The organism is Rhodospirillaceae bacterium (genome assembly GCA_016712715.1).
Lineage (GTDB): Bacteria > Pseudomonadota > Alphaproteobacteria > Dongiales > Dongiaceae > Dongia.
In genome coordinates, this window is sequence record JADJQM010000001.1 from 334,763 (window position 1) to 360,916 (window position 26,154).

The window sequence follows — 26,154 nt, forward strand, 5'->3', positions numbered from 1 at the left end:
CTCCCATGACGCGATTCATTTTTATCACCGGCGGCGTGGTCTCCTCTCTCGGCAAGGGTCTTTCGTCAGCAGCACTCGGTGCTTTGCTGCAAGCGCGCGGATTCAAGGTCCGCCTGCGCAAGCTCGACCCCTATATCAACGTCGATCCGGGCACGATGAGCCCGTATCAGCATGGCGAAGTCTATGTGACCGATGACGGGGCCGAGACCGACCTCGACCTCGGTCATTACGAGCGCTTTACCGGCATCTCCAGCCGCCGCTCAGACAGCGTCACGACGGGCCGCATCTATTCGGACGTGATCGCCAAGGAACGGCGCGGCGACTATCTCGGCGCCACCATCCAGGTCATTCCGCATGTGACCGATGCGATCAAGGATTGGATCAAGGCCGACATCACCGACGAGGATTTCATCCTGTGCGAGATCGGCGGCACGGTCGGCGATATCGAGAGCCTGCCGTTCCTGGAAGCCATTCGCCAGTTCGCCAATGAGGTCGGCCGCGACCAGGCGATGTTCGTCCATCTGACCCTGGTGCCGTGGATTCCGGCCGCTGGCGAACTCAAGACCAAGCCGACGCAGCATTCGGTCAAGGAACTACAATCGGTCGGTATCCAGCCCGATATCCTGCTGTGCCGCTGTGACCGCGAAGTGCCGGCGGAAAGCCGTCGCAAGATCGCCCAATTCTGCAATGTGCGCCCGTCGGCGGTGATCCAGGCGCTTGACGTCGATACCATCTATGCCGTGCCGGGCGCCTATCATGCCGAAGGCTATGACGACGAAGTGTTGCGCCATTTCGGTTTGACGGCGCCGGCCCCCGATCTTTCGCGCTGGGATGCCCTGGTCAGCCGCATCCGCCAGCCGGAAGGCGAGGTCACCATCGCCATTGTCGGCAAGTACATCTCGCTGCTCGACGCCTACAAGTCGCTTGCGGAAGCGCTGCGCCATGGCGGCATCAGCAATAATGCCAGGGTCAATCTGAAGTGGATCGACAGCGAAGTGTTTGAACGCGAAGACGCGGTCCGGCATCTCGAAGGCGTTCACGGCATTCTCGTTCCCGGCGGCTTTGGCGAGCGCGGGTCGGAAGGCAAGATACAGGCGGTGCGCTTCGCCCGCGAACGCAAGGTGCCCTATTTCGGCATCTGCTTCGGCATGCAGATGGCCGTCATTGAAGCAGCGCGGAACCTCGCCGGTGTTCCAAAGGCCGGCTACACCGAGTTCGGTCCCTGCGATGAGCCGGTGGTCGGCCTGATGACCGAATGGGTGCGCGGCAATGTGCTGGAAAAGCGCGCCAAGGATAGCGATCTTGGCGGCACCATGCGCCTTGGCGCCTATGAATGCCATCTGGCTAAGGATTCGCTAGTGTCGCATATCTATGGCGACCGGATCCTGATCCGCGAACGCCATCGCCATCGCTACGAAGTGAACTATCACTACAAGGAGCGGCTGGAGAAGGTCGGCCTCAAATTCTCCGGCATGTCGCCCGATGGCGTTTTGCCGGAGATCGTCGAGATCCCGGGCCATCCCTGGTTCGTCGGCGTGCAGTTCCATCCGGAACTGAAATCGCGCCTGTTTGAACCGCATCCGTTGTTCGTCTCGTTCATTGAAGCCGCAGTGCACCAATCGCGTCTCGTGTGATTGATTGCTGAACTGGGGCCCGCCTTAGGGGCTGTCGCCAAGATGACCACGATCCGCGTCGGAAAAATCGATATCGCCAATGAAAAGCCGATGGTGATGATCGGCGGCATGAATGTGCTGGAGGACCGGGATACGGCCTTCCGCGTCGCTGAAGCGTTCTGCGAGGCAACCCGGCGTCTCGGCATGCCGTATATTTTCAAAGCCTCCTACGACAAGGCCAACCGATCCTCGATTCATTCCTTCCGGGGTCCCGGCCTCGAAGAGGGACTCAAGCTGCTCAGCGACATTAAGCAGCATTTCGGCGTGCCGGTGCTGACTGACGTGCACACGGAAGAGCAGGCAGCGCCGGTTGCACGGATTTGCGACATCATACAGATCCCGGCTTTCCTCGCGCGCCAAACCGATCTGGTCGAGGCCATGGCGCGCACGGGTGCTGTCATCAACGTCAAGAAGCCGCAATTCCTGAGCCCACCGCAGATGAAGAACATCGTCGAGAAGATCCGGGAATGCGGCAATGAGAAGATCCTGCTGTGCGAACGGGGCAGCAGCTTCGGCTATGACAATCTCGTGGTCGATATGCTGGGCTTCCGCACCATGAAGGCGGTCAGCAACAATCTGCCGATCATCTTCGACGCGACCCATGCCTTGCAGATGCGCGATCCCATGGCCGGGGCATCCGGCGGGCGCCGCGGCCAAGTGGCCGAACTGGCGCGCGCGGGCCTCGCGGTGGGTATCGCCGGCCTCTTCATCGAGGCGCATCCGGATCCCGACAACGCCAAGTGCGACGGTCCCTGTGCGCTGCCGCTAGCGAAGCTGCCCGCATTCCTGGAACAGATGAAGGCGCTGGACGATCTCATCAAGAGTTTGCCGCCGCTCGACATCCGCTAAGCTGCATACAGGCCGTTGCCGCGTCTAAATCTGCCCTCTATGATCTTTTGAACAGAAGATCAGGGGGGTGTAGTCATGGATTTCAAGCTGAGCGCCGCGGAAGTTGAAGTGCAGGGCAGGGCACGGGCCTTTGCCGAAAAGCACCTCTTTCCCCATGAGATCGCCTGCGACGAGCGGAAGTTGGGCCAGGAGACGCTGGCCGGCATCCGCCAGCAGGTGATCGCTCACAAGCTCAACGGCTACATCCACAGCAAGGAAGACGGCGGGCAGGGCTATAGCCCCATGCAGCAGATTCTGGTGGCCGAGGAGATCGGCAAGGCAACCTGTGGCATGTGGACGGTGGTGTGGAAGGCGTCGACGCCCTTGCGCCGCGGGACTGCCTGGCAGCGCGAGACATTCCTGCTCCCCTTCAATGCCGGCAAGGGCCGTTCCTGCTTCGCCATCACCGAGGAGGGCGCCGGGTCGGACCCGTCCCTGGTGAAGACCAGCGCCGTGCGGCGGGGCGGCAAATGGGTCATCAACGGCGAGAAATGGTTCGTGACCTCGGCCGATGCCTCGACCGTGGTCATCGTGCATGCCCATGTCGATGGCGATCCTGCCAAGCCGACCCTGTTCATCGTCGACATGGACCAGCCGGGTGTCATCGTCAAACGCATCCCGCAATTCATGCACTCCTACCTCTATGAGCATTACGAGATGGTGTTCGATAATGTCGAGGTCGACGACAATCGGCGTCTCGGCGACGTCGGCCAAGGCTTCGATCTCACCAAGGAATGGTTCACCGAGACCCGCGTTGAGATCGCGGCGCATTGCCTGGGTGCCGCCATTCGCGCTACCGAGATCGCCAACGATTACGCGGCGGGCCGAATCCAGTTCGGCAAGCCGATCCGCGACTTCCAGGCGATCGAGTTCATGCTGGCCGACATGGCGGTGGAGATCATGGCGGCAAAATCATTCCTCTACCGCGTCGGCGCCGAACTCAATGAGGGGATGGACCCCAAATTGATGCATGCCAAGGCCTCGGCTCTGAAGCTCTACAATTCCGAAATGGCGGGGCGGGTGGTCGACAAGGCGCTGCAGATACTGGGCGGGCGCGGCTATATGCGCGAGAATCCAGTCGAGCGCCTCTATCGCGACGTCCGTGTTGACCGCATCTGGGAAGGTACCTCGGAAATCCAACGCGTCATCATCGCCGGCCAGATCAAGAAGCGAGGCCTCGGGATCTACACCGGCTGGCCGGCATAGACCGGCCGGTCAGACCTTCGCCAACGCACGGTCCAACGCGGAGATCGCCAGATCGGCATGCTCGCGCTGGAACACGATCGGTGGCCGGATCTTGAGGATGTTGCCGAGCACGCCTTCGCTGCCGATGAGGACGCCTTCATCGCGCAAGAGGTTGAGGAGCCGCGCCGTCTGGTCCTTGGCGGGTGCCAGGGTCTTGCGGTCGGTGACGAGTTCGACACCCAGCGCCAGGCCGGTGCCGCGCACATCGCCGATGAGATCGTGCCTGGCCATCAGGTTCTTGATGCCCTGTTTCAGATAGGCGCCGGTGGTGCTTGAATTGGCGATCAAACCCTCGTCATGGATGACGTCCAGCACGGCAAGACCCGCGGCGCAGGAAACGTTGTTGCCGCCGAAGGTCGAGAAGAATGCTGTCTGCTTCAGGAAGCATTCCATGATGTCGGGCGTGGTGATGACGACGCCCAAGGGGTGTCCGTTACCCGCCGGCTTGCCGATGGTGACGATGTCCGGCACCACGCCATGATGGGTGTGGCCCCACATGAAGCTGCCCATGCGGCCGAATCCTGACTGAACTTCATCGCCGATGCACAAGCCGCCGGCGGCGCGCACCTTTGCGAACACCTCTTTCAGATAGTCTTGCTGCGGCTCCAGCACGCCATTGGTCATGAAGGCGGAATCGATCATGAAGGCAGCGGGCTTCATGCCGGCCGCGGCCAGCGAGGCGATCGCCTCGTCTGCCTGCGCGGCATAACGTGGCCCAAGGTCAGGTGTCCCATAGCGGTGAGCGCCGCGATAGCCATCCGGCGCAATTAGGGTCCGCATGTGCGGGGCGATTGCGCCGGTAAGGCTGCCGGACGGCGAGAAGGCGTCCACGGCATCGGTAATGCCGTGATAGGCATACTCCATGGTGAGGCCGCCGGTGTTGCCCGTATATGCCTTGGCCATACGCCAGGCGATGTCATTGGCTTCGGAGCCGGAGTTTACGAAGGCGCAGACTTTGAGCGTGCCTGGCAGCGTGGCACCCAGGCGCTCGCTGTATGAGAGCACCTGCTCGCCAAGATAACGCGTGTTCGTATTGAGTATCCGGATCTGTCGCGTCAGCGCCTCGACCACGCGAGGATGGCAATGGCCGACATGGGGCACATTGTTGTAGCAATCGAGATAGCGTCGGCCGCTGGCATCGGTGAGCCAGACGCCTTCGCCGCGGACCATGTGCAGAGGTGGATCGTAGAAGACATAGAGACGAGATCCCATGGTCGCCTTGCGCCGGCCAATGAGGGCGTCGATCGATGGTGTTGTTGCTGCGAGCGGCGGCAGGTTGCATGCGCTGCGGACAATATTGGTGACCTTTTCCTGACCCAGTGCTTGCAAAGCCTGCAGGACGCGCAATGGTGCGTCGCCATAGGCTGCCATGTAGTTCGGTTCATCCGGCGTCTGTGCCGCACGATAGGCATTAATGAGCGGGGTGAGCAGCATGCGCGCGGAGATCAGATCGAACATAAGATCGGCTTCACCGGCCTCCAGCGGCGTTACCTGGTGATATCCGGCGATCATGGCACCGATCGTCGACTCGATCCTTGAGGCGTCGGTCAGAAAATCGCCAATAGCGTCAGCAATATCGATCGCCAAGGGGCCATGAAACATGTCCCCAAAATCGATGATGCCGGCGATCTCGCCGGTCGGGCCGAGGATCAGATTGTGCTCGTGGACGTCACCGTGAATGAGCTGCGCGCGCAATGACGCCAATTTTGGCCGGACCTCGTCAATGAAATGTCTGCCAATCTTGACAATCAACGCCCGCTGCCAGCCATCCCCCAGCAGGTCGGCATGCGACAGAAGCCGGTCCAGCATACGGACGTCCCACAGCAATTCACGGTTTCCGGCAGCCAGGTGAAAGACACCGCGCATGGCGAGTCCCAAGCGGGCGACGACATTGCCGATTTTGCCGTAAAGGGCCTGATCGAGGTGGATACGTTCGGCAATCTCACCATCGAGATAGGATAGGACGTAGAAGATGTGGCGCGTGCCATTAGCAGCCACGATGTGCCGTGTCGTTGCGCCATCCACCGTCAGGCGGATACGGGGCACGGGCAGGTCGGGGTCGACTCGTGCGATATGCTGCATCGTCAGTATCTGGCATTCGATGATGCCGGGATCTTCCTCCGCGCTCGCCGTCTTCAGGACCCAGGCGTCACCGTTCTTGTCGCGCAGGCGGACATTCTGATCGCGCTCGCTGTAGAGCGGGGTCAGTTCGCCAGTGAGGTCGTAATTTTCGGCTGCGAATGTGGCAATCTGGTCGAGGGGCAGGCGCGGTGCGTTGGCGCGCAGGAACTTCATGACATCTTTACTCCACGAGTTGCACCGCAGCCTAGGAGTCAGCCACAGGGAACGTCAATGCTCAGCAACGGTGGAGGGGGTGGGATCGAACCGCATGGCTCAGAGACAGTCCTTCATCAGGCCATCGAGAGCTTTGTCGGCGTCTGTGAAATCGTAGCTTGCCCGCCAGTTGATGGAAGAAATGGCAAGCTCGAGGCGGTGGCTGGCCTTCACGGCATCGAGGATGCGACCCAGCAGGAGTTGCTGGTTGAGATCACTCGCCTCGAACCACAGATCGACGTTTTTCGCCTTCAGGGTCACGCTGTCGCGGGCGCCATCGATGACGATGTTAAGCGAATAGCTCTGCTCGTCATGGATGAGCGTACGGAAGCTGGGCATCTGCACGACGATGCCGCCTACAAACCTGTTGTTAACAGCCCGGCAGAAGAAGCCGAACAGCTCATCATTCTTTGTCACCAGGTTGGCGTAGACGACGCTCTTTGCCTTGCTGCGTTCCCACTGCGCGGCTTGCTGCGCTGTTGCCGGCAAGATGGTCGCCAGGAGCAGGGCAAGGCACAGACTGCTAAAGCGCGCTGCGGCTGTCACCGGCTGTCTCCTTGGCGACTTCCAAAAAGGCTCTGACCAGCGGCGTGCCGCGCCGGTCTGCAAGGCAGGCCACAAACTCTGTCGATTTAATCCGAGGGCCCTCGAATTCGAGGGCCTTCAGGCGCAGATCATCGCCGAATTCGGAACGGGCGACGATGCCAATGCCGAGCCCGGCGGCGACACCCTCGCGGATGGCCTCGCGGCTGCCGATTTCCAGTATCTCGCCGGTCTGGATGCCGGCCTTGGCGATGGCGGCGTCAAAGGCCCGCCGGGTGGTTGAGGCTGGCTCGCGCAGGACCAGGCGGTGGCCGGCCAGTTCATCCAGGCGGATCTTGCGCTTCCTGGACCAGGGATGGGCGCGGTCGACGAAGGCGATCAGATAGTCTTCCTGGAAAGAGAAGGAGAACAGCTTCGGATCGCCGCCGATATCCGCCGCGATGACCACATCGAAGCGCTGGTCGATGAGATCGGCCTTGAGACCGGCCGAATTGCCGATCGACATGGAAAGCCGCACATTCGGATAGCGCCGGTTGAAGGCGGCGAGGAAGGGGATCGAGTGATAGGGGGCGTCGGCGCCGATCCGGAGATGGCCGCGCTTCAGACCCTTGGCGGCGGTCAGGACTTGCTCGGCTTCGGCCTCCAGGCCGAACATCCGCCAGGTGATATCGAGGAGATTCCGGCCGATATCGGTCAGTTCGATCTTGCGCTTACGGCGGTCGAAGAGGCGGACACCGAACTGTTCCTCCAGGCCTTTGACCTGCCCGGAGAGGGTTGGCTGAGTGACATTGAGGGTCCTGGCGGCTTTGGTAAAGCTGCCTTCTGTCGCAACCGCATGAAAGGCCCGGAGGGCTGAGTGACTTATTGACGTCATCTATGGATCGGATTGCATATAGCGATTGGACTTATGCTAGGGCCCAAGCCATCTTGCTGCAATACAAATCCGCGTATGATTTGATCATCGATTCTGAGGATATCGCGACATGGCTCAAGACCCCTGGCTGCTGACCCCCGGCCCGCTTACCACCTCCATGACCGTCAAGCAGTCGATGCTGCACGATTGGGGCTCACGCGATGCCGGCTTCATCGCCATCAACGACCATATGCGCCAGCGACTGGTGGCGCTTATCGGTGGCGAGGGTGTGTTCACGACCGTGCCGATGCAGGGCAGCGGCACCTTCGCTGTCGAAGCCATGATCGGTACCTTCATCGGCCCCAAGGACAAGCTGCTGATCCTGATCAATGGCGCCTATGGCAAGCGTATGGAGAAGATCTGCACCGTGACCAAGCGGGCCTATGCGACCCTGGAATGGGCCGAGGACATGCCGGTCGATCCCAATCTGGTGAAACTCGCTTTGGCGCGCGATCCCAACATCACCCACGTCGCCATCGTGCAGTGCGAAACCACGTCGGGCGTCCTCAATCCGGTGGCTGAGGTGGCGCAGATCGTGGCCGATGCCGGCAAGCGCCTGCTGGTCGATGCGATGAGCGCCTTCGGTGCCCTGGAGCTCGACAGCCGCAAGGTTCAGTATGATGCGTTGGCTGCCTCCTCCAACAAATGCATCGAAGGTGTGCCGGGCTTGGGCTTTGTCTTTAGCCGGATCTCGGCCCTTGAGCAGACCCAGGGCAATGCCCATGCGCTGACCCTCGATTTGTTCGATCAATGGCAGAATATCGAGAAGACCAAGCAGTACCGCTTTACGCCGCCCATCCATTGCATCGTGGCATTCGACCAGGCCCTGGCCGAGCATGAAGCAGAAGGTGGCGTCGCCGGCCGCGGCGGTCGCTACCGGAACAATTGCCGAATCCTGGTCGAGGGTATGCGCCGGATGGGTTTCGAGACCCTGCTGCCGGATCATCTGCAGGCGCCGATCATCGTCACCTTCCATATGCCGGCCGACAAGAATTTCGTGTTCCAGACCTGCTACGATAGGCTGCGTGACCGGAATTTCGTGATTTATCCCGGCAAACTCACCGTGGCAGACTCCTTCCGCATCGGCTGCATCGGCCGCATTGGTGAAACTGAGATGAAAGCCTTTCTGGCAGCGGTGACCGCCGTTCTCGCCGAGATGAATGTCGCCAGCGGCGCACCTGCCCGCAAAGCGGCGGAATAAGGACCGACCACATGAAATCCATCACCGTCAACGGTAAGAATTATGCCTGGCCGCAGGAACCGATCGTCGTCGTCTGCGTCGATGGCTGCGAGCCGGACTATCTGCATGAGGCGCTGAAGGCCGGTGTCATGCCCTGGCTGAAGGGTGCCATCGCCATGGGCAGTAACCTCATCGGCGATTGTGTCGTGCCGAGCTTTACCAACCCGAACAATCTCTCCATCGTCACGGGCGCACCGCCCTCGGTCCACGGCATCTGCGGCAACTACCTCTTCGATCGTGAGAGCGGGAAAGAGGTGATGATGAACGATCCCAAATTCCTGCGCGCCGACACCATCCTGGCGGCCTTTGCCAAAGAGGGTGCCAAGGTCGCGGTCGTGACCGCCAAGGACAAATTGCGCCTGCTGCTGGGCAAAGGCCTGAAAGGCATCTGCTTCTCGGCCGAAAAAGCCAATGAAACCACCAAGGCCGATCATGGCATCGACAACGCGCTGGGCTTCGTCGGCCTGCCGCTGCCCTCGGTCTATAGCGCCGATCTTTCGGAGTTTGTCTTCGCCGCCGGCGTCAAGCTGATGCAGAGCGAGCAGCCGGACATCATGTATCTGTCGACCACCGACTACATCCAGCACAAGCATGCGCCGGGTACGCCGGTTGCCAATGATTTCTACCGCATGATGGATAGCTATCTCGGCCAGATCGAGGCCATGGGCGCCACCATCGTCTTCACCGCAGACCATGGCATGAACGACAAGCACGGCGCCGACGGCAAGCCGCAGGTGATCTATCTGCAGGACACGCTCGATGAATGGCTGGGTGCCGGTGTCGCCCGCGTCATCCTGCCGATCACCGATCCTTATGTCGTGCATCACGGCGCGCTGGGGTCGTTCGCCACGATCTATCTGCCGGACAACGTCGATCACCAGGCGATCATCGCGCGCCTCGCCGAGCTGCCCGGCATGGAACTGGTGGTTGACCGCGCTGAGGGCTGCCGCCGTTTCGAGCTGCCGGAAGACCGGGTGGGCGACGTCATCGCCGTTTCCAGTCGCAATCATGCGCTGGGCACGGCCGTTGCCAGGCATGACCTTTCGGGCCTCACCGTGCCGCTGCGCTCCCATGGTGGCCTGACTGAGCAGCAGGTCCCGGTCATCGTCAATCGCAAGCTCAAGGCGCTGCCGGCCGGCTATCGCCTGCGCAATTTCAGCGCCTTCGATCTTGCCTGCAACTATGCCATCCAAGCGGCACAGCCGCAGAAGAAAGCCATCTGAGGAAACGTATCATGGGTATCCTGCGCAAAGAGAAGATGCGGATGGTGGGCCAGTCGACCGCCGGCGACCGTCACTTCGAAGTCTTCAATCCCTATACCAATGAAGTGATCGGCACCTGCCCGAAGGCGAGCCTCGATGACATCGCGGCGGCCTTCAAGGCGGCGAAGAACTACAAAGCCACGCTTAGCCGCGCCGACCGCAGCCAGATCCTGCGTAAGACGGCGGACATCCTGGTCAACCGCCGGCAGGAGATTGCCGAGCTGATCACGGCGGATCCGGCCTCTGCATGAAGGACACGATCTACGAAGTGGGCCGCGCCTATGACGTGTTCCATCTCGCCTCCAGTCTGGTGCTGAAGGATGATGGCGAGATCTTCTCCTGCGATATCACGCCCCATGGCAAGAAGCGGCGCATCTTCACGCAGCGCGATCCGCTGCTGGGCGCCATCTCGGCGATCACGCCGTTCAACCATCCGCTCAACCAGGTGGCGCACAAGGTTGCGCCGTCGATCGCCACAAACAACCGTATGGTGCTGAAGCCCTCGGAAAAGACGCCGCTCACGGCCCTGGTCCTGGCGGATGTGCTTTATGATGCCGGCCTGCCCAAGGAAATGTTCCAGGTCGTGACGGGTGATCCGCGCGAGATCGCCGATGCGCTGTTGATCGATCCCAATGTCGATCTCATCACCTTCACCGGCGGTGTTTCGGTGGGCAAGTACATCTCCAAGAATATGGGCTATCGCCGCGCGGTACTGGAACTGGGCGGCAATGATCCGCTCATTGTGATGGAAGACGCCGATCTCGACGAAGCGTCGACCTTGGCGGTGGCCGGCTCCTACAAGAACTCCGGCCAGCGCTGCACGGCCGTCAAACGCATGATCGTGGTAGAGAGCGTCGCCGACCGCTTTGTCGAATTGCTGCTCGAGAAGACCAAAAAGATCAAGTACGGCGACCCGACGGATCCTGATGTGGATATGGGCACGGTGATCGACGAAGCGTCGGCCAAGTATTGCGAGGAGAAGGTCAATGATGCGGTGGCGCATGGCGCCAAGCTGCTCTATGGCAACATCCGCAAGGGTGCCTTGTATTCGCCGACGGTCGTCGACCATGTGCCGTTCGATTGCGACCTGGTGCGCATCGAGACCTTCGGTCCCGTGTCGCCGGTCATTCGCGTGAAGAACATCGACGAGGCGATCCGTGTTTCGAATTCGACCGCCTATGGCCTGTCGTCGGGTGTCTGCACCAATCGGCTGGATTATGTGACGCGCTTCGTGAAGGAGCTCGAAGTCGGCACGGTCAATGTGCGGGAAGTGCCTGGCTACCGGATCGAAATGTCGCCCTTCGGCGGTATCAAGGATTCGGGCCTCGGCTACAAGGAAGGCGTCATCGAGGCGATGAAGTGCTTCACGAACGTGAAGACCTACTCTTTGCCTTGGTAATTTTTGACACCTTGGATTCCGCCAGGAGCCAGGTCTTGAAGGCCAGCACCTTGCGCGCCTCGGCGCTGCGCTTGCGATGCACCACCCAATAACCGGCCCCGGTCGCGAGTTGCTGCGGGAAGGGGGCGACCAGTCTGCCATCTGCCAGCTCGCGCTCAATGAGCGGCGAGCGGCCGAGGGCGACGCCGCGGCCTTCCAGCGCCAGTTGAATGGCCATCACCGATTGATCGACCGCGATGCGATGCTGCATCCAGTCAAAGGCGATGCCGGCGGCAGTCAGCCAGTCGGACCAGCCTTTGGGGTAGCCCGGCACGTCGATGAGGTCGTGACGTGCGAGGTCCTTGGGCTTCCTGAGGCTCGGTTTGCGCCGGAGGAGATCCGGGTGACAGACCGGAAAGATCCGTTCCTCGACCAGCAGGGTTGCGTCGAGCTCGGGCCAGTCGCCATTGCCATAGCGGATTTCGATCTCGGCCGTCGAACGCGCGCTCTCGATCGGTTCTGCCGTGGCCGAAACCTGCACCGTGAGCGCCGGATGATGCTTGCGGAAGTCATCCAGCCGGTTCATCAGCCATTGGCTGCCGAAGGAGGTTGTCACCTTCACGTTCAGCGTCTGGCCGCGCCGCGACGGCAGGGAATCGTCGATCGCCTCATGCAGCAAGGTCAGCGCATTGGTAAGTTTGGGCGCCATCAACGCACCGTTGGCGGTGAGCGTCAGGCGCCGGTTGGCACGCTTGAACAAGGCGCGGCCGAGATAGGCCTCGAGCGAGGCGATCTGCTGGCTCACGGCGGAGGCGCTGATATTGAGCTCGGCCGCCGCCCGCGTCATGCTGAGATGGCGCGCCGTCGCCTCGAAGGCGCGCAGCCAGGGAAAAGGGGGCGGGGCAGGGCGCATGATCGGGCCGGATTGATCTTTAAGTGGGACTTAACGATGAGCCAAGTTAGGCTCATTTGTCGCAGGCTGCAATCTGGATCATCATCATGCCAAATTGGGCATGCAAAGGGACGGAGATGAACGCAAAAATCAGCCATCAGGCGACCGCGCTACGGATCGAATGGCCGGGCCGAGGCGCCACCGAATTTCCGGCAATCTGGCTGCGCGACAATTGCCGTTGTGCCGCCTGCCGCCATCCCGGCAATGGGCAGCGGCTCTATGAGATCACCGACCTGCCGGCCACTCTCAAAATCGAGAGCGCCATGGGCGAGAGCGATGGCAGCGTCAGGATCACCTGGGCGCCGGATGGCCACGTCACCAACTCTCGGAAAGCTGGCTCATCGAACACGATTTGTCGGCCTCGGCCCGCAAGGCGCGCAAGAAGAAGCCGACCTTGTGGAACAAGAGCATCGGCAATGCCAAGCCGATCGGCGATTGGCGACAGATGGTTTCCGATCCTCTCGCGGAGTTAGCCTTCCTCGACGCCTATCACGCCCATGGCTTCGGCCTCATTCGCCATTCTCCGGCCGTGCCGGAGACCGTGCTGGCGATCGGCAATCATCTGGGCTTCGTGCGCGTCACCAACTACGGCGCCCTGTTCGACGTGATCTCGCTGCCCAATCCGAACAACCTCGCCTTCACGCCGATCGGCCTCGGTGTCCATTCCGACAATCCTTATCGCGATCCGACGCCGGGCGTTCAGCTGCTGCATTGTCTGGAATCCGATGCGCCCGGCGGCGACACCTTGCTGGTCGATGGTTTTAACGCCGCCACCATCCTGCGCCGGGAAGACCCGGCTGCGTTCGATCTCCTGACCCGGATGCCGGTCAATTTCCGCTTCCGCGCCGAGAATGCCGAACTCAATGCCCGCCAGACCCTGATTTCGGTCGACGAGGATGGCGATATCGTCGGCGTGCATTTCAACAACCGCTCGCTGGATTGGTTGGATGCGCCGGCCGAGATGGTCGAGCCCTGGTTCGCGGCCTATCGCAAGCTGGCCGACATCCTGCATCGGCCGGACGGTGAACTGGTCTTCCGCCTGGCGCCGGGCGATTGCGTGGTGATGCAGAATGACCGGGCCCTTCACGGCCGGACCGCCTTCGATCCGTCACGCGGGCGTCGTCATCTCCAGGGATGCTATGTCGACAGGGATGGGATGGACAGCCGGGCGCGAGTGCTGCGCCGGCGTCTCAATCAAGAAAAGGGAGTTGCGGCATGAACACGATGCGCGCCGTTCGCGCGGCCTTCGACAAGCGGGGGCAGGACAGTTATGGGGAAGGGGTCAACCAGCTCGACCATGCCTTGCAATGTGCGTTCTGTGCCGAACGCGATGGTGCGACACCGGCGATGATCGTCGCCACCTTGCTGCACGACATCGGCCATCTGCTGCATGATCTGCCGGACGACATTGCCGACCAGGGCATCGACACCCAGCATGAAAGCCTGGGCTCCGCCTGGCTGTCGCAGCATTTTGGTCCGGAAGTATCCGAACCGGTCCGCCTGCATGTGCCGGCGAAGCGCTATCTCGCGACCAAGGAGAAAGGCTATTACGACCTGCTCTCGGACGCCTCCCTGCTGTCATTGAAGCTGCAGGGCGGTTTGATGTCGGATCGGGAAGTGGCTGCCTTCGAGAAGGAGCCCTATTTCCGAGACGGCATCCAGCTTCGCCGCTGGGACGATGAGGGCAAGATCGCCGGTTGGCAGGTGCCCGACCTCGGCCATTTCGAGACCTATATCGAAGATTGCCGCAACCGCTAGCGTCTCATGCGGCCTTGCCGCAATTGGGACACAGACCCTGCAGCTCGATCGTGAGCCGGCTGACCGTGAAACCGGCGGCGCCGGCGCTCTTTTTCACGGCTGAGGAGATCCCGGCATCTTGGATCTCCACCGCCCCGTGGCATTTGGTGCAGATCAGGAATTGGCTGACGTGCCGGTTTTCCGGGTGATCGCAGCCGATGAACGCGTTGAGGCTTTCCAGTTTGTGGATGAGCCCCTGTTCCATCAGGAAATCCAAGGCACGATAGACGGTCGGCGGGGCCGCCCCGCGGTCGCCTTCGCGCAGATGGTCGAGGATCGCATAGGCGCCGATCGGCTGGTGGCTGTTCCAGATCAGCTCCAGCACCTTGCGCCGGAGCGGCGTCAGCCGTGCGCCGCGCTCATCGCACAGAGTTTCAGCACGGGACAGGGCTTCGCTCTGGCAATGGGAATGGTCGTGGGGTGCTGTGGCGCGGCTGGCAGTTTTATCCATGATCTCAGGGTCCGTTCGAACGAGTCACGGCGCATTATAACGGCTCCCTGCCGGGAGGTCGTGGTGTTAAATTATCTCACCCTAGTGTGAATAATAATTTCACAGTGTAGAATTGCGTTGACGCGCCCGGCGAGCGGTATATATCAGCATTTAACAATCCAGTAATAGGCTGGATATACCCCACTTCTCTTGTGTGAATAGGCCCAGGATGCGTGCGTTTCCGCTCTTTGTACGGCTCGAAAAGCGGCCCGTCCTTTTGGTCGGCGGCGGCGAGATGGCGGCTGCGAAACTGCGTCTGCTGTTGTCGGCCCAGGCCGCGGTGACGATCGTGGCGCCGGTGGTCAGTGATGAGATCGCCGGCTTCGTGGCCGAGGGGCGCGTGACCTGGATCGCCCGTTCCTTTGCCGACAGCGACCTTGCGGGCCATAATCTGGTCTTCAGCGCAATCGAGGACGACGTGCTGGACACGCGCGTCTCGTTGGCGGCGCGGGATGCCGACGTCCTGGTCAATGTCGTCGATCGTCCGGAACTCTCCGACCTCATCATGCCGGCCATTGTCGACCGCGATGAGATCGTCGTCGCCATCTCCACCAACGGCGGATCGCCGGTGCTGGCGCAACGTATCCGCGCCGCGGTCGAGGCCGCCATTCCCCATGGCATCGAGCGCCTCGTGCATTTTGCGCGGCGCTTCCGCGGTGCCGTCCATGCGCGCATTGCCGATCATGACAGCCGTCGCCGTTTCTGGGCCGGCTTCTTCGACGGTCCCATTGCCGCGGCCCTGCTGGCAGGGCAGGAACGCCAGGCGGCGCGCGAAGTGATCCGCGCCATCAACGGCAAGGGCGTGTTGGCACCGAAGACGGGTGTGCTCTCCGAGCTCACGATCGACGCCATGAATGCCGATCTCTTGACTCCTGGGCGATCTCCGCGCATTGCAGCAGGCGGATCTGGTTCTGTTCGATGCCGGGATCGCGCCCGCCATCATCGATATGGCGCGCCGCGATGCGCGCCGCCAGGTTTGGGATGGTGCGGGCGAGAATGAACTGGCTGCCGCACTGACCAATGGCGCCCGCGTCGTCCGCCTGAAAGTAATGGCAAACAATGTTGTTCCGGCGATGGCCGCGAACGCGAGGTGATGTGATGTCCAATGATCGTCCACTCAATCAGATGGTGACGGCGCAGTGGCTGCTCGGCGGCGAGTCCATCTACTGGGTCGCCGGCAAGGGTTGGTCGGATTCATTCGCCGAAGGCACCGTCTATGCCGATCAGCCGGCAGCCGATGCCGCTCTGGCCGAGGTGCAGGAATTCGTGAAGCAGCGCGTCGTCGTCGGTCCCTACCTCATCGAGGTCGAAGTGGACAGCGACGGGCCGAAGCCGACCAGTGCGCGGGAACGCATCCGCGCCGCTCACAATGCGACCTTCGACATCGATCACGGGTCATGGACGGCCCGGATCGCGGATTAAAGAGAGTAACGGCGATGTATCGCTACGACCAATTCGACGCCACTTTCGTTCGCGAGCGGACCGAGCAGTTCCGCGGCCAAGTCGCGCGGCGTCTGGCTGGCGAGCTGACTGAGGAAGAATTCCGCCCGCTGGGCCTGAAGAACGGCCTCTATCTGCAGCTCCACGCCTACATGCTGCGCGTTGCCATTCCCTATGGCGAATTGTCGTCGACGCAGATGCGCAAGCTCGCCTTCATCGCGCGCCGCTATGACAAGGGTTATGGCCATTTCACGACGCGGCAGAACATCCAGTACAACTGGCCGCGCCTTGACGACGTTCCTGATCTGCTGGCGCATCTGGCCGAGGTCGAGATGCATGCCATCCAGACCAGCGGCAATTGCATCCGAAACGTGACGGCCGATCACCTGGCCGGTGTCACGCCGGACGAGGTCGATGACCCGAGGGTCTGGGGCGAGATCATCCGCCAATGGTCGACGCTGCATCCTGAATTCAGCTATCTGCCGCGCAAGTTCAAAATCGCCGTGATCGGCACCGAGACCGACCGCGCCGCGATGCGCACCCATGATATTGGCCTCAAGATCGTGCGCAACGATGCCGGCGAAATGGGCTTTGCCTTCTATACCGGCGGCGGGCAGGGGCGGACACCGATCATCGGCCCGCTGGTGAAGGCTTTCGTCGCGAAGGAAGACCTGCTTTCCTATCTCGATGCGACCTTGCGCGTCTACAACATGCATGGCCGCCGCGACAACATCTACAAGGCGCGTATCAAGATCCTGGTGCAGTCACTGGGGGCCGAGGAGTTCGGCCGCCAGGTTGAAGAAGAATGGCTGCGCATCAAGGACACGGTTCTCAAACTGCCGGAAGCGGAAGTGGCGCGCATTCGCAGCTATTTCGCCCCACCGGCCTATGAGAAGCTGCCGGCCTATATCCCCGAATTCGAGGCGAAGAAGAGTGCCGATCCGGATTTCGGCCGCTGGGTGCGCGCGAACACGGATGTCCACAAGATCGATGGCTATATCGCCGTGTCGATCTCTCTGAAGCCGGTGGGTGCCGCACCGGGTGATGCGACGGCTGACCAGATGGATGTGATGGCCGATCTTTCCGATGCCTACAGCTTCGGCGAGATTCGTGTTACGCACCGCCAGAATATCGTGCTGCCGAATGTCCGCAAGCAGGACCTGTTCGACCTGTGGACCAAGCTGAAGGCGGCGGGCCTTGCTGAACCCAATATCGGCTTCGTGAGCGACATCATCGCTTGCCCGGGGCTCGACTATTGCAACCTCGCCAATGCCCGGTCTATTCCGGTGGCTCAACGACTGTCTCGTCGTTTCAGCGACCCGAAGCGCTTGAGCGATATCGGCGAACTGCGCCTCAATATCTCCGGCTGCATCAATGCCTGCGGCCATCATCATGTCGGCCATATCGGTATCCTGGGCGTCGACAAGAAGGGCGAGGAATTCTACCAAGTCACCCTGGGCGGTTCATCCGCCGAGGATATCTCGATTGGCAAGATCCTGGGTCCGGCTTTCTCGTACGACCAGATCACGGACGCAATCGAGACAGTGATCGACACTTATCTCGACCAGCGTACCGGGCCGGCTGAGCGTTTCATCGACACCTATCGTCGCATCGGCATCGAACCCTTCAAGGAGAAGGTCTATGGTGGTTCTAAAGAACGGCGTCCCGCAGCCGAATGAGTGGGTGCGGCTGGCGGATGACGTTAGCTTGCCGGATGGTGCCAAGGTCATCGTCCGTTCGAGCGCTGGCAGGCTGAGCGCGATTCCTTGCGTCAGCGCAACAGCGCCATCGGCGTGTCGCTGAAAAGCGACCAGTCGCCGCTGCTGCTGGCCGACGATCTCGATCGGGTTTCACTGGTAGCGCTGGAGTTCCCAAAGTTCACTGACGGGCGCGCTTTTTCATATGCGCGCGTGTTGCGCGACCGTCTCGGCTATCGCGGCGAGATCCGCGCCGTGGGCCAGGTGCTGCGCGATCAGTATCTGTTCATGCTGCGCGTCGGCATCGACACGATCGAACCACCGGCGGAGAAGCGCGTCGAAGGCTATGCCGAGGCGCTGAGGGAGTTCTCCGTTTTTTATCAGCCGACCAATGACCACCGCGAGACGGCGCTGCGCCTGCGCCATGGCCTAAACAAGCCGACGGCGTCCGCCGCGGCATAGTCTGCTTTGTCCGAGAGAAAGCCCGCCATCGAAGGATGACGGGCTTTTCTTTTGTCGATCTTAGAATTTATAGCCGAGACCCATGCCGAAGATCCACGGATCGACATCAACGTCGGCCTTGATGGCGCCATGGTTGATGCTGGCAATCGGTATTGAGGAACAGGCGCTTGACGTCGGCGTTGACATACCAATTGTCGGCGATGCGGACATCGACGCCGGCCTGGAGTGCCCAGCCAATCCCATTTTCGTAGTCGACGTCCTCGATGATGCCGTGGTTCGGCTCGTCGACACCGTAGAAGATCGAGTAGTTGATGCCGGCGCCGACATAGGGGCTGACGGTGCCCTTGCTGAGGAAGTGGTACTGCAGTAGCAGCGTGGGCGGCAGCAGCCAGACATCACCCAGATTGACGTCGCCGAGGTCGGTGTCTTTGGCCCAAACGTCATGATGCGTGGTGGCGGCAATGAGTTCGAGCGCGATGTTGTCAGTGATGAAGTAGCTGATATCTATTTCGGGGGTCGCCGTGTTCGAGAGATCGGTATCGCCGCCGATCGGATCGATGTCGGCATTGTCGGCGGGAATGACGCCAAGGGCGCGCACCCGAATCAGGAAATCACCGGCGGTCTTGCCCGACAGTTCGGTGTCTGTCTCTTGGGCAAAGGCGACATTCGTCATCAGTAGGAGAGCGGCCGCAATGACGCCCGGCCCAGCAAGTCTTGTCATGAAATTCATCCCCGAATTTGTCGATACGAAGGTTGACCTACGCCCGTCCGGCGCGGTCGATACCCTTAACAAATCTGGGGTTTCATCCCGCACTTTGTCAGTCTGGCAGAATGACGCGTGACAGGATGGCGCAGCCGTGCGGGGATCACGAAAAAAATTCGCGCTGCTTGCGGTGTTTGGTAGGCGGACCGTCGTCGGATTCAGGCACTTCGGCGCTCCTGGTAATGGATTTGTAGATCGCCAGGGCGCGCAGACGGGCCGCGGCGTGATCGACGATCGGCCGCGGATATTCTCTCCCGAGGGTCAATCCGGCATCCATGAGAACCTCCGGTGGGGCGCTGGCTGGGTCATGGATAAATTTGGTCGGCAATCCGGCCAATTCCGGCGCCCACTTGCGGATATAAGTGCCGTCGGGGTCGAATTTAAGGCTCTGGGTTGTCGGGTTGAAGACCCGGAAATAGGGTGAGGCATCCGCGCCGGAGCCAGCAACCCACTGCCAATTGCCGGCGTTCTGGGCAAGGTCGGCATCGACCAGCGTATCCCAGAACCAGGCCTGTCCCTCGCGCCAATCGATTAGCAGATCCTTGATCAGGAACGATGCCACGATCATGCGCACCCGATTGTGCATCCATCCGGTCTGCCAGAGTTCGCGCATGCCCGCGTCGACGATGGGATAGCCTGTCTGGCCTCGTTGCCAAGCTCTGAGCTTGGCCGCAGATGGCTCGAATGGAAAGCGATCAAACTGCGCATTCCAGTTCCGCGTCGGCAGTTTTGGAAAGTGGTAGAGCAGATGTGTATTGAAATCGCGCCAGCCCAGTTCTCGCAGGAAACCGTTCTGGGCGGGCTCACTATCCTCTGAGAGATGTCGCCAGATCTCGTGCACACTGATTTCGCCCCAGGCCAGATGCGGGCTAAGGCGCGACGTGCCGATGCGGTCGGGCCGATCTCGATTGGTGGCATAGTCTGGCAGCTTCGCCTTGACCCGGTCCATCAGCGCCAACGCACCGGCTTCACCTGGCTGCCATTGCGTGGCCATGCCAGCTGACCATGGCGCTCTGACCTGTAGATCAGCAATAGGTCCGACCTCGGCCAGTGGTCCGGTGCGGGCAGGCGCTTTGGTTGGGCGTGACGAGGCGGTGCCCGATAGCTTTCCGCGAGACGCCGACAGAATGGGGTGAACACACGGAAGGGATCGCCCTTCAGCGTCTTGAGCGACCATGGTTGGTGAAGCCGATTCCCGCCATGTTCGTGAACCTGGATCCCTCGGCCGCGCAATTCTGTGATGATCCGCGCATCGTCGGCGAGCTCGGCCGGTTCATAGCGTCGATTGAAGTGGATTTCCGTGGTGCCGGTCTCGTCGATCAGGGACATGAGCTGATCAAGCGCGTCGCCATGCCGCAGCGTCAGTTTGGACCCGATCGAGGCCAGGTCCGTCCCCAGGGCCGCGAGGCTGCGTCCGCGCCACCAGCGCGCCGCGCCGCCGAGCTTGGGCTCGTCATCTATGAAGACGGGAATGACAGCCGCACCAGTGGCCGCGGCCTCTGCCATGGCCGGGTTATCCCGCAGGCGCAGGTCCCGGCGCAGCCAAAGCAGGGTAGGAGTGAGAGGTCTGAGGGTCGAAGGGCGCATGTTGCTGCCTGACTGAGAGAACGTCAGTATACGCCGTATTTCCTCGGGCGGATCAGTCTTGCAGGTAGACGCCCACCTTCGATCCAACTAGGCTTTTGCCGATCCGATCCAGTTACCAGATGTCTGAATTCATGCCCAAATCGACTGCGCCCCTCGCCATTATCTGCGCCATGGCCGAAGAAAAGACGGCGCTCAAGGAATTCATGGCGGTCACTGAGACCCGGGAGTTGCTGGGTGGCTTGGTGACGCTTGGCCAGCTTGAGGGTCACGATGTGGTCGTTGCCGAAAGCGGGGTGGGCAAGGTTGCCTCCGCCGTGACGGCGGCTCTGCTGGCGCGTGAATCCGGGTGCCGCGGCCTGGTCGCCAGCGGCGTGGCTGGCGGACTCGATCCAGCGCTTCATATCGGCGATACCGTGATCGCGCATTCACTGGTGCAGCACGATTACGGACATCTCCATGATGCGGCGCTGACGCCGTTCCGTCCGGGCGTACCGCCCTTGGGTCTGAATCGGCGCGACTATGCTTTCGAATTGGCGCCTGATCTGGTTTCGCGCTTGACCCAGGTCGCCGAGGACATTCATTTGCCGGACCTTCCGGCAGATCTGTGGCCACATGCGACGCCGCCATCCGACCGTCGCCGCCGTGTCCTCATGGGGCGCATCCTGTCCGGGGATCAGTTCATCAACAGCGAAACCGTGCGGCAAAGACTGCATGGCGAATTTGCTGCCCAGGCCGTCGAAATGGAAGGCGCCGCGGTGGCGCAAGTTGGAGCCTTGCTGGGCCTGCCAGTGGTGGTGGTGCGCTGTCTCAGCGATCTTGCCGGTGCCGACAGCCATTTCGATTTTCCGCGCTTTGTTGCTGCGGTGGCACCGGGGGCCGCCACGGTCTTGCGGCGCATCATCCGGGAGCTTTGAAGGTGGTCGGAGGACCCGGATTCTTGGTCAGTACCGGCGCGCTGCTTGCAGCACTTGGCGTCGCAATCCTGGCCAACGTGCAAATGCGGCTACCTTATGAGCGCCGCGTGCGCGGTGTACCTTGGCTGGGGCTCCAGTTCATCGCCGTTGTCATCGTCCTCATCATGATGACCCATATCGTAACCTTGCTGGTGGGGCACGATTTTCACGGCGCCCGCCGTTCCTATTGAGCGAAGCCCAGTTGCGCGCGGACATCGGCGATCGCTGACGCGGCGCCAGCGGCATCGAAGGGCTCGACCGGCTTCACGCCCCAGATGGGCCGTGGCCAGGCCGGATCCGTGACGAACCGCGCGACGATATGCACATGAAGCTGCGGCACGACATTGCCGAGCGCCGCGACATTGAGCTTGTCGGGCGCAAGATGTTTCCGAAGAACCCGACTAACCTGGGTAATCTCCGACATCAGGCGCTGCTGGTCGACGTCCTGGAGATCGATGATTTCGCGGATATCGGCGACCCTGGGCACCAGGATCAGCCAGGGATAGCCGCGGTCATTCATGCGCAGCACGCGACATAGCGGCAAGTCGCCGAGGAACAGCGTATCCTGGGCCAGTTGCGGGTGCAGCACAAAGGAATCGCCCATCTGATTTGTCACTCCTCGATGAGATCTTGCCGCGGCTGCGGCCTTGTTTCCGAATCCGGAACTGGGGCAAGGTAACACCCCTAATGTCCGTCAGGTTCCGTTGTCATGAAACCCAAGCATATTGCCCTGGCATTGTTGGTCGCCGCCTTGTGGGGCATCAATTTCGTCGCCATCAAGATCGGACTCAAGGACTTTCCGCCGTTTCTGCTGTCAGCCCTGCGCTTTCTCGCAGTGGCCGTACCCATGGTCTTTTTTGTGGGCTGGCCTTGCGTCAGTTGGCGCTGGGTCCTGTCGATCGGGCTGATCTTCGGAGTCGTAAAATTTGGCTTGCTCTTCCTGGGCATGGATCTCGGCATGCCGGCAGGCTTGTCGTCACTGGTGCTCCAGGCGCAGGCCCTGTTCACGGTTGTCTTCGCCGTGGTGCTGCTGGGCGAGAGACTGCGCCTGGTCCAGCTCGCCGGCATAACCCTGGCGAGTGGCGGGCTTCTTCTCATCGGCATTGAGCAGGTACAGGAGACCAGTCTCATCGGATTGCTGCTGGTGGTGGCGGCGGCCTGCGCCTGGGGCTATGCCAATATTCTCATGAAGCAGGCCAAGGCGCCCAACATGCTGAACCTCATGACTTGGGTCTCGGTCGTGCCGCCCTTGCCGATGGCCGGCCTTTCTCTCGCTTTCGAAGGGCCGGATCGGGTGCTGGCGACGCTCTCCAGCCTGTCCTGGAGTGGAATCCTCTCGGTGCTCTATATCGCCTGGGCGTCCACCATCGTCGGTTTTTCGCTTTGGGTCTATCTGTTGCGCCTGTATTCGGCCAGTGTTGTGGCTCCCTTTTCGCTGATGGTGCCGATCTTCGGGATTGCAGCTTCGGCCCTGGTGCTGGGCGAAGAGCTGTCGATGCTGGAAATCGTGGCGGGGGCCCTGACCCTGGCCGGACTTCTGTGCGTGGTGCGTGCGCCGAAACCCATAACCCAGGTCACTCACAGTGTTGCTCGTCCTTAGACCAGTCTTTTCACTTCTCTTCGGTGCCGGGCTGCTCGTGCTCGGTAACGGTCTGATCGGCATCCTGTTGCCGGTACGTCTTGGCATCGAGAAAGTCTCGCCCGATATCTCGGGCCTGGTCATGTCGGCCTATTATCTGGGTTTCATGGTGGGCAGTGTCCTTGGGCAGGATATCATACGGCGCGTTGGCCATATCCGCGCTTTTGCCGCTTTCGCGGCACTGGCCACGGCGACGTCGCTTGTGCACGCGCTGGTCTTCGATGTGGCGCTGTGGGCCCTGATGCGCGCCCTCACTGGTTTTTGCGTCGCAGCGCTCTATGCGACAATCGAGAGCTGGCTCAACGTCAAGACCAGCAATGACGGCCGCGGCCAGGTCCTCTCGATCTATCTCGTCACCACTTATCTTGCCTCACTCATCGGACAATTACTGATCAACGCGCTGGCGATTGAAGGACTGGGCCTGTTCTGTCTTGGTGCGCTCCTCATGTCGCTCTCCCTGGTTCCGGTTGTCCTGACCCGTGTGGCGGGGCCGGAGCTGGGCGGCGTCAAGCGCCTTGGGTTGCGCGTGCTCTATAAGGCCTCGCCCTTGGGTGTCATCGCGACCTGGGGTGCCGGCATGCTGTCGGGCGCCTTCTATGCCATGGGCGCCATCTATGCCGACAGCCTGAACCTCGATGTCTGGCAGATTTCGCTGTTCATGGGTGTGCCGATCTTCGGCGGGCTCGTCATGCAATGGCCGATCGGCAAGCTGTCGGATCGCTACGACCGCCGCACGGTGCTGCTCGGCGTCCTGATCATGTGCGTCGTCTCCAGCGTCGTGCTCAGCATCTTCAGTTTTGGTGGCGCGTCGCTGACCACGCTGCTGCTCGCCGTGGTCTTTCTGGGTGGCGCCTTGGCCGTGATTTATCCCTTGGCGGTGGCCCAGGCCTATGACTATGTCGATCGGGCCGACATGGTGGGTGCATCGGGCGGTCTGCTGCTGGTCTGGGCCATCGGTGGCACGGTCGGCCCGCTGATCGCGTCGTTCTTCATGGGGCAGTTCGGCCCATCGGCGTTGTTCGTCTATCTGGCCGTGGTCGCCTCCGCAATCGTGATCTTCACCGCCTACCGCATGCTGGCTCGTCAGGCGCGGCCGTCCTCCGAACAGACGGCCTTCGTTTCAATGCAGACGACTTCGGCCATCGCCAACGCGCTCGATCCGCGCACGGATCCGCTGCCGGAGTTCTATTACAACGACGAAGATCCCGGTGACCGGTGATCTTTTAGCGCTGCGCTGTCCGCCAATTCGGTGAAACATAGACCGGTGCGTTGGCCGGGGGCAGGGGCGTCTTCCCCAGGATCATGTCGCTGCATTTCTCGGCCATCATGATCGTGGGCGCGTTGAGATTGCCGCTGACGATCGATGGCATGATCGAGGCGTCGGCGACACGCAGCCCCTCGAGCCCGTGGACGCGTACCTGCGGATCGACCACCGCCATCTCGTCGGTGCCCATCTTGCAGGAACAGGACGGGTGATAGGCGCTGTCGCCGCGGCGGCGGATGAAGGCGTCGATTTCCTCATCGGTGCGAACACTGTCGCCCGGATTGATCTCCGGTCCGCGATACTGGTCGAACGCCTTCTGGGCGAAGCTCTCGCGCGTCAGCTTGACCGCGTCGCGAATTCGCGCCGGTCGTTCTCGGTCTGCAAATAGAAGGGCTGGATGCGCGGGTGATCCTTGGGACTATTCGACTTCAATTTGATCCAGCCGCGCGCCTCTTGCCGCATATTGCCGATATGGACCTGATAGGCATGGCTGGTGCCGTTCTTTCGGCCATGATCGTTGACCGTCGAGGGGAGGAAATGGAATTGCAGGTTGGGATGCTCAAAGCCTGCCGATGAGCGAATGAAGCCGCCTGCTTCGAGCTGGGCCGACGCGCAGACGCCCTTATGGTCCATAAACCAGCGCATGCCGGCCAGGGCCATCGGCACAGGTTTGGTGTATTTGTAGAGCGTGATCGGTTGGGTGCATTGCTGCTGGATATACATCTCAAGATGTTCCTGCAGGTTCTGGCCCACGCCCGGGAGGTCATGCTTCACCTCGACGCCGACCTCGCGCAAATGATCCGCCGGGCCGATGCCGGAGAGCATGAGGAGTTGCGGCGAGTTGATGGCGCCGCCCGAGCAGATGACTTCGCGTTCAGCCCGATAGCGCCTGACCTTGCCATCCTGCACAAACTCGACCCCGACAGCGCGCCTACCTTCCAGCAGGATGCGCGTGGTGAGGGCGCGGGTTTCGACCGTGACATTTGCGCGCTTCTCGGCCGTGCGCAGATAGGCCTGTGCCGCGGACCAACGACGACCATTCTTGATGGTCATGTCCATCCGGCCGACGCCTTCCTGCTGATAGCCGTTCATATCCTTTGTGTAGGGATAGCCGGCCTGCTGGGCTGCCTCGATGAAGGCCTCGAACAGCGGATTCTGCTGGTCGCCGGTGTGGACGTTCAAGGGACCACTATCGCCATGATATGCGTCGCCGCCGGCCTCGCGCGTCTCGGCGCGTTTGAAATAGGGCAGGATTTCCTGATAGGACCAGCCCGGGCAGTTTTCCTTGAATGCCCAGCGATCGTAATCCAGCGCATGGCCGCGGATATAGACCATCGCATTTAGTGAGGATGAGCCGCCGAGCACGCGACCGCGCGGCCAGTACATGACGCGGTTGTCCATGAAGGGCTGTGGTTCGGTATGATAGTACCAGTTGTAGCGATCGTGGCAGAGATTGTACATCAACGCCGCCGGCATATGAATCTGCCAGTTCCACCAATGATCCTTGGGGCCAGCTTCGAGCACGCAGACCTTGATGCCTGGATCTTCGCTCAGGCGATTGGTCAGGACGCAGCCGGCCGATCCAGCACCAACAATCAGATAGTCGAACGTCGCATCATATTTCATCTTCTGTC

General features: G+C 61.3%; 22 protein-coding genes and 4 pseudogenes. 16 read left to right on the forward strand and 10 right to left on the reverse strand.

Features of this window, described 5'->3' with window-relative positions:
* The first annotated feature begins 5 nt into the window (after positions 1-5).
* From IPK59_01705 to IPK59_01715, 3 genes are all read left to right on the forward strand, one after another.
* Positions 6-1,634, forward strand: a complete 1,629-nt coding sequence (locus tag IPK59_01705) for a CTP synthase (GenBank protein MBK8157552.1) — start codon at positions 6-8, stop codon at positions 1,632-1,634.
* Positions 1,635-1,676: 42 nt separating this feature from the next.
* On the forward strand, positions 1,677-2,522 hold the full coding sequence (kdsA, locus tag IPK59_01710) for a 3-deoxy-8-phosphooctulonate synthase (GenBank protein MBK8157553.1): 846 nt from the start codon (positions 1,677-1,679) through the stop codon (positions 2,520-2,522).
* 75 nt (positions 2,523-2,597) lie between these two features.
* The gene (locus IPK59_01715) at positions 2,598-3,767 is read left to right on the forward strand and encodes an acyl-CoA/acyl-ACP dehydrogenase (protein ID MBK8157554.1); all 1,170 of its coding nucleotides are present in this window, start codon (positions 2,598-2,600) and stop codon (positions 3,765-3,767) included.
* 9 nt (positions 3,768-3,776) lie between these two features.
* On the opposite strand, the gene IPK59_01720 is transcribed toward IPK59_01715, so the two are convergent.
* From IPK59_01720 to IPK59_01730, 3 genes are all read right to left on the reverse strand, one after another.
* Positions 3,777-6,101 (reverse strand): aminotransferase class III-fold pyridoxal phosphate-dependent enzyme, encoded by a 2,325-nt coding sequence (locus IPK59_01720; GenBank protein MBK8157555.1) that lies wholly within the window; start codon positions 6,099-6,101, stop codon positions 3,777-3,779.
* A gap of 99 nt (positions 6,102-6,200) precedes the next feature.
* A complete protein-coding gene (locus IPK59_01725; protein MBK8157556.1) occupies positions 6,201-6,686 on the reverse strand; it encodes a hypothetical protein in 486 nt (161 codons plus the stop codon).
* Entirely contained in the window at positions 6,664-7,557 is an 894-nt protein-coding gene (locus tag IPK59_01730; protein ID MBK8157557.1) for a LysR family transcriptional regulator, read from the reverse strand. The genes IPK59_01725 and IPK59_01730 overlap by 23 nt, the downstream gene beginning before the upstream one ends.
* Before the next feature lie 109 nt (positions 7,558-7,666).
* Here IPK59_01730 and IPK59_01735 point away from each other — a divergent pair, with 109 nt between their 5' ends.
* The 3 genes and pseudogenes from IPK59_01735 (at position 7,667) to phnY (ending at position 11,497) form a co-directional block, all read left to right on the forward strand.
* Positions 7,667-8,797: a 2-aminoethylphosphonate--pyruvate transaminase gene (locus IPK59_01735; GenBank protein MBK8157558.1), complete on the forward strand. Its 1,131-nt coding sequence runs from the start codon at positions 7,667-7,669 to the stop codon at positions 8,795-8,797.
* Positions 8,798-8,808: 11 nt separating this feature from the next.
* Positions 8,809-10,059: a phosphonoacetate hydrolase gene (phnA, locus tag IPK59_01740; protein MBK8157559.1), complete on the forward strand. Its 1,251-nt coding sequence runs from the start codon at positions 8,809-8,811 to the stop codon at positions 10,057-10,059.
* A gap of 11 nt (positions 10,060-10,070) precedes the next feature.
* Positions 10,071-11,497: pseudogene (phnY, locus tag IPK59_01745) on the forward strand (phosphonoacetaldehyde dehydrogenase).
* Here the strand turns inward: phnY and IPK59_01750 are convergent.
* Positions 11,463-12,389 (reverse strand): LysR family transcriptional regulator, encoded by a 927-nt coding sequence (locus IPK59_01750; GenBank protein ID MBK8157560.1) that lies wholly within the window; start codon positions 12,387-12,389, stop codon positions 11,463-11,465. The pseudogene phnY and the gene IPK59_01750 overlap by 35 nt on opposite strands.
* A gap of 149 nt (positions 12,390-12,538) precedes the next feature.
* Positions 12,539-12,742, reverse strand: a complete 204-nt coding sequence (locus tag IPK59_01755; GenBank protein MBK8157561.1) for a hypothetical protein — start codon at positions 12,740-12,742, stop codon at positions 12,539-12,541.
* Positions 12,743-12,780: 38 nt separating this feature from the next.
* Between IPK59_01755 and IPK59_01760 the strand changes: the two genes are divergently transcribed.
* Together IPK59_01760 and IPK59_01765 are read left to right on the forward strand one after the other, a co-directional pair.
* A complete protein-coding gene (locus IPK59_01760) occupies positions 12,781-13,647 on the forward strand; it encodes a TauD/TfdA family dioxygenase (GenBank protein ID MBK8157562.1) in 867 nt (288 codons plus the stop codon).
* On the forward strand, positions 13,644-14,186 hold the full coding sequence (locus IPK59_01765; protein ID MBK8157563.1) for a metal-dependent phosphohydrolase: 543 nt from the start codon (positions 13,644-13,646) through the stop codon (positions 14,184-14,186). Before IPK59_01760 ends, IPK59_01765 begins: the two co-directional genes overlap by 4 nt.
* Positions 14,187-14,190: 4 nt before the next feature.
* On the opposite strand, the gene IPK59_01770 is transcribed toward IPK59_01765, so the two are convergent.
* Positions 14,191-14,676 carry a transcriptional repressor gene (locus IPK59_01770; protein MBK8157564.1) on the reverse strand — a complete coding sequence of 162 codons (486 nt, stop codon included), beginning with the start codon at positions 14,674-14,676 and terminating at the stop codon, positions 14,191-14,193.
* A gap of 208 nt (positions 14,677-14,884) precedes the next feature.
* On the opposite strand from IPK59_01770, the gene IPK59_01775 reads away from it, so the two are divergent.
* From IPK59_01775 to IPK59_01790, 4 genes are all read left to right on the forward strand, one after another.
* Positions 14,885-15,715 carry a bifunctional precorrin-2 dehydrogenase/sirohydrochlorin ferrochelatase gene (locus tag IPK59_01775; protein ID MBK8157565.1) on the forward strand — a complete coding sequence of 277 codons (831 nt, stop codon included), beginning with the start codon at positions 14,885-14,887 and terminating at the stop codon, positions 15,713-15,715.
* Between the two features lie 98 nt (positions 15,716-15,813).
* Complete coding sequence (locus IPK59_01780; GenBank protein ID MBK8157566.1) at positions 15,814-16,137, forward strand: DUF2849 domain-containing protein; 324 nt, start codon at positions 15,814-15,816, stop codon at positions 16,135-16,137.
* 14 nt (positions 16,138-16,151) lie between these two features.
* Positions 16,152-17,834: a nitrite/sulfite reductase gene (locus IPK59_01785; GenBank protein MBK8157567.1), complete on the forward strand. Its 1,683-nt coding sequence runs from the start codon at positions 16,152-16,154 to the stop codon at positions 17,832-17,834.
* 87 nt (positions 17,835-17,921) lie between these two features.
* On the forward strand, positions 17,922-18,314 hold the full coding sequence (locus IPK59_01790; GenBank protein MBK8157568.1) for a DUF934 domain-containing protein: 393 nt from the start codon (positions 17,922-17,924) through the stop codon (positions 18,312-18,314).
* Positions 18,315-18,374: 60 nt separating this feature from the next.
* Here the strand turns inward: IPK59_01790 and IPK59_01795 are convergent.
* Positions 18,375-19,044, reverse strand: a pseudogene (locus IPK59_01795) (OmpW family protein).
* Between the two features lie 136 nt (positions 19,045-19,180).
* Positions 19,181-20,664 (reverse strand): annotated as a pseudogene (locus IPK59_01800) (deoxyribodipyrimidine photo-lyase).
* Between the two features lie 131 nt (positions 20,665-20,795).
* On the opposite strand from IPK59_01800, the gene IPK59_01805 reads away from it, so the two are divergent.
* Positions 20,796-21,578 carry a 5'-methylthioadenosine/adenosylhomocysteine nucleosidase gene (locus tag IPK59_01805; protein MBK8157569.1) on the forward strand — a complete coding sequence of 261 codons (783 nt, stop codon included), beginning with the start codon at positions 20,796-20,798 and terminating at the stop codon, positions 21,576-21,578.
* A gap of 23 nt (positions 21,579-21,601) precedes the next feature.
* A complete protein-coding gene (locus tag IPK59_01810) occupies positions 21,602-21,808 on the forward strand; it encodes a hypothetical protein (protein MBK8157570.1) in 207 nt (68 codons plus the stop codon).
* Here IPK59_01810 and IPK59_01815 read toward each other — a convergent pair.
* The gene (locus IPK59_01815) at positions 21,802-22,221 is read right to left on the reverse strand and encodes an HIT domain-containing protein (GenBank protein ID MBK8157571.1); all 420 of its coding nucleotides are present in this window, start codon (positions 22,219-22,221) and stop codon (positions 21,802-21,804) included. The genes IPK59_01810 and IPK59_01815 overlap by 7 nt on opposite strands.
* A 105-nt stretch (positions 22,222-22,326) precedes the next feature.
* On the opposite strand from IPK59_01815, the gene IPK59_01820 reads away from it, so the two are divergent.
* Positions 22,327-23,217 carry an EamA family transporter gene (locus IPK59_01820; GenBank protein MBK8157572.1) on the forward strand — a complete coding sequence of 297 codons (891 nt, stop codon included), beginning with the start codon at positions 22,327-22,329 and terminating at the stop codon, positions 23,215-23,217.
* Between the two features lie 37 nt (positions 23,218-23,254).
* Positions 23,255-24,475 (forward strand): MFS transporter, encoded by a 1,221-nt coding sequence (locus tag IPK59_01825; GenBank protein ID MBK8157573.1) that lies wholly within the window; start codon positions 23,255-23,257, stop codon positions 24,473-24,475.
* A 4-nt stretch (positions 24,476-24,479) separates the two neighbouring features.
* Here IPK59_01825 and betA read toward each other — a convergent pair.
* Positions 24,480-26,146 (reverse strand): annotated as a pseudogene (gene betA / locus IPK59_01830) (choline dehydrogenase).
* Positions 26,147-26,154: the final 8 nt, after the last annotated feature.

Bases quoted from the DNA above. Each gene is read 5' to 3' on its own strand.
- IPK59_01815 (MBK8157571.1), bottom strand. From the start codon at position 22,221: ATGGGCGATTCCTTTGTGCTGCACCCGCAACTGGCCCAGGATACGCTG.
- IPK59_01775 (MBK8157565.1), top strand. From the start codon at position 14,885: ATGCGTGCGTTTCCGCTCTTTGTACGGCTCGAAAAGCGGCCCGTCCTT.
- IPK59_01750 (MBK8157560.1), bottom strand. From the start codon at position 12,389: ATGCGCCCTGCCCCGCCCCCTTTTCCCTGGCTGCGCGCCTTCGAGGCG.
- IPK59_01780 (MBK8157566.1), top strand. From the start codon at position 15,814: ATGTCCAATGATCGTCCACTCAATCAGATGGTGACGGCGCAGTGGCTG.
- IPK59_01805 (MBK8157569.1), top strand. From the start codon at position 20,796: ATGCCCAAATCGACTGCGCCCCTCGCCATTATCTGCGCCATGGCCGAA.
- IPK59_01735 (MBK8157558.1), top strand. From the start codon at position 7,667: ATGGCTCAAGACCCCTGGCTGCTGACCCCCGGCCCGCTTACCACCTCC.
- IPK59_01785 (MBK8157567.1), top strand. From the start codon at position 16,152: ATGTATCGCTACGACCAATTCGACGCCACTTTCGTTCGCGAGCGGACC.
- kdsA (MBK8157553.1), top strand. From the start codon at position 1,677: ATGACCACGATCCGCGTCGGAAAAATCGATATCGCCAATGAAAAGCCG.
- IPK59_01705 (MBK8157552.1), top strand. From the start codon at position 6: ATGACGCGATTCATTTTTATCACCGGCGGCGTGGTCTCCTCTCTCGGC.
- phnA (MBK8157559.1), top strand. From the start codon at position 8,809: ATGAAATCCATCACCGTCAACGGTAAGAATTATGCCTGGCCGCAGGAA.
- IPK59_01820 (MBK8157572.1), top strand. From the start codon at position 22,327: ATGAAACCCAAGCATATTGCCCTGGCATTGTTGGTCGCCGCCTTGTGG.
- IPK59_01715 (MBK8157554.1), top strand. From the start codon at position 2,598: ATGGATTTCAAGCTGAGCGCCGCGGAAGTTGAAGTGCAGGGCAGGGCA.
- IPK59_01720 (MBK8157555.1), bottom strand. From the start codon at position 6,101: ATGAAGTTCCTGCGCGCCAACGCACCGCGCCTGCCCCTCGACCAGATT.
- IPK59_01770 (MBK8157564.1), bottom strand. From the start codon at position 14,676: ATGGATAAAACTGCCAGCCGCGCCACAGCACCCCACGACCATTCCCAT.
- IPK59_01730 (MBK8157557.1), bottom strand. From the start codon at position 7,557: ATGACGTCAATAAGTCACTCAGCCCTCCGGGCCTTTCATGCGGTTGCG.
- IPK59_01765 (MBK8157563.1), top strand. From the start codon at position 13,644: ATGAACACGATGCGCGCCGTTCGCGCGGCCTTCGACAAGCGGGGGCAG.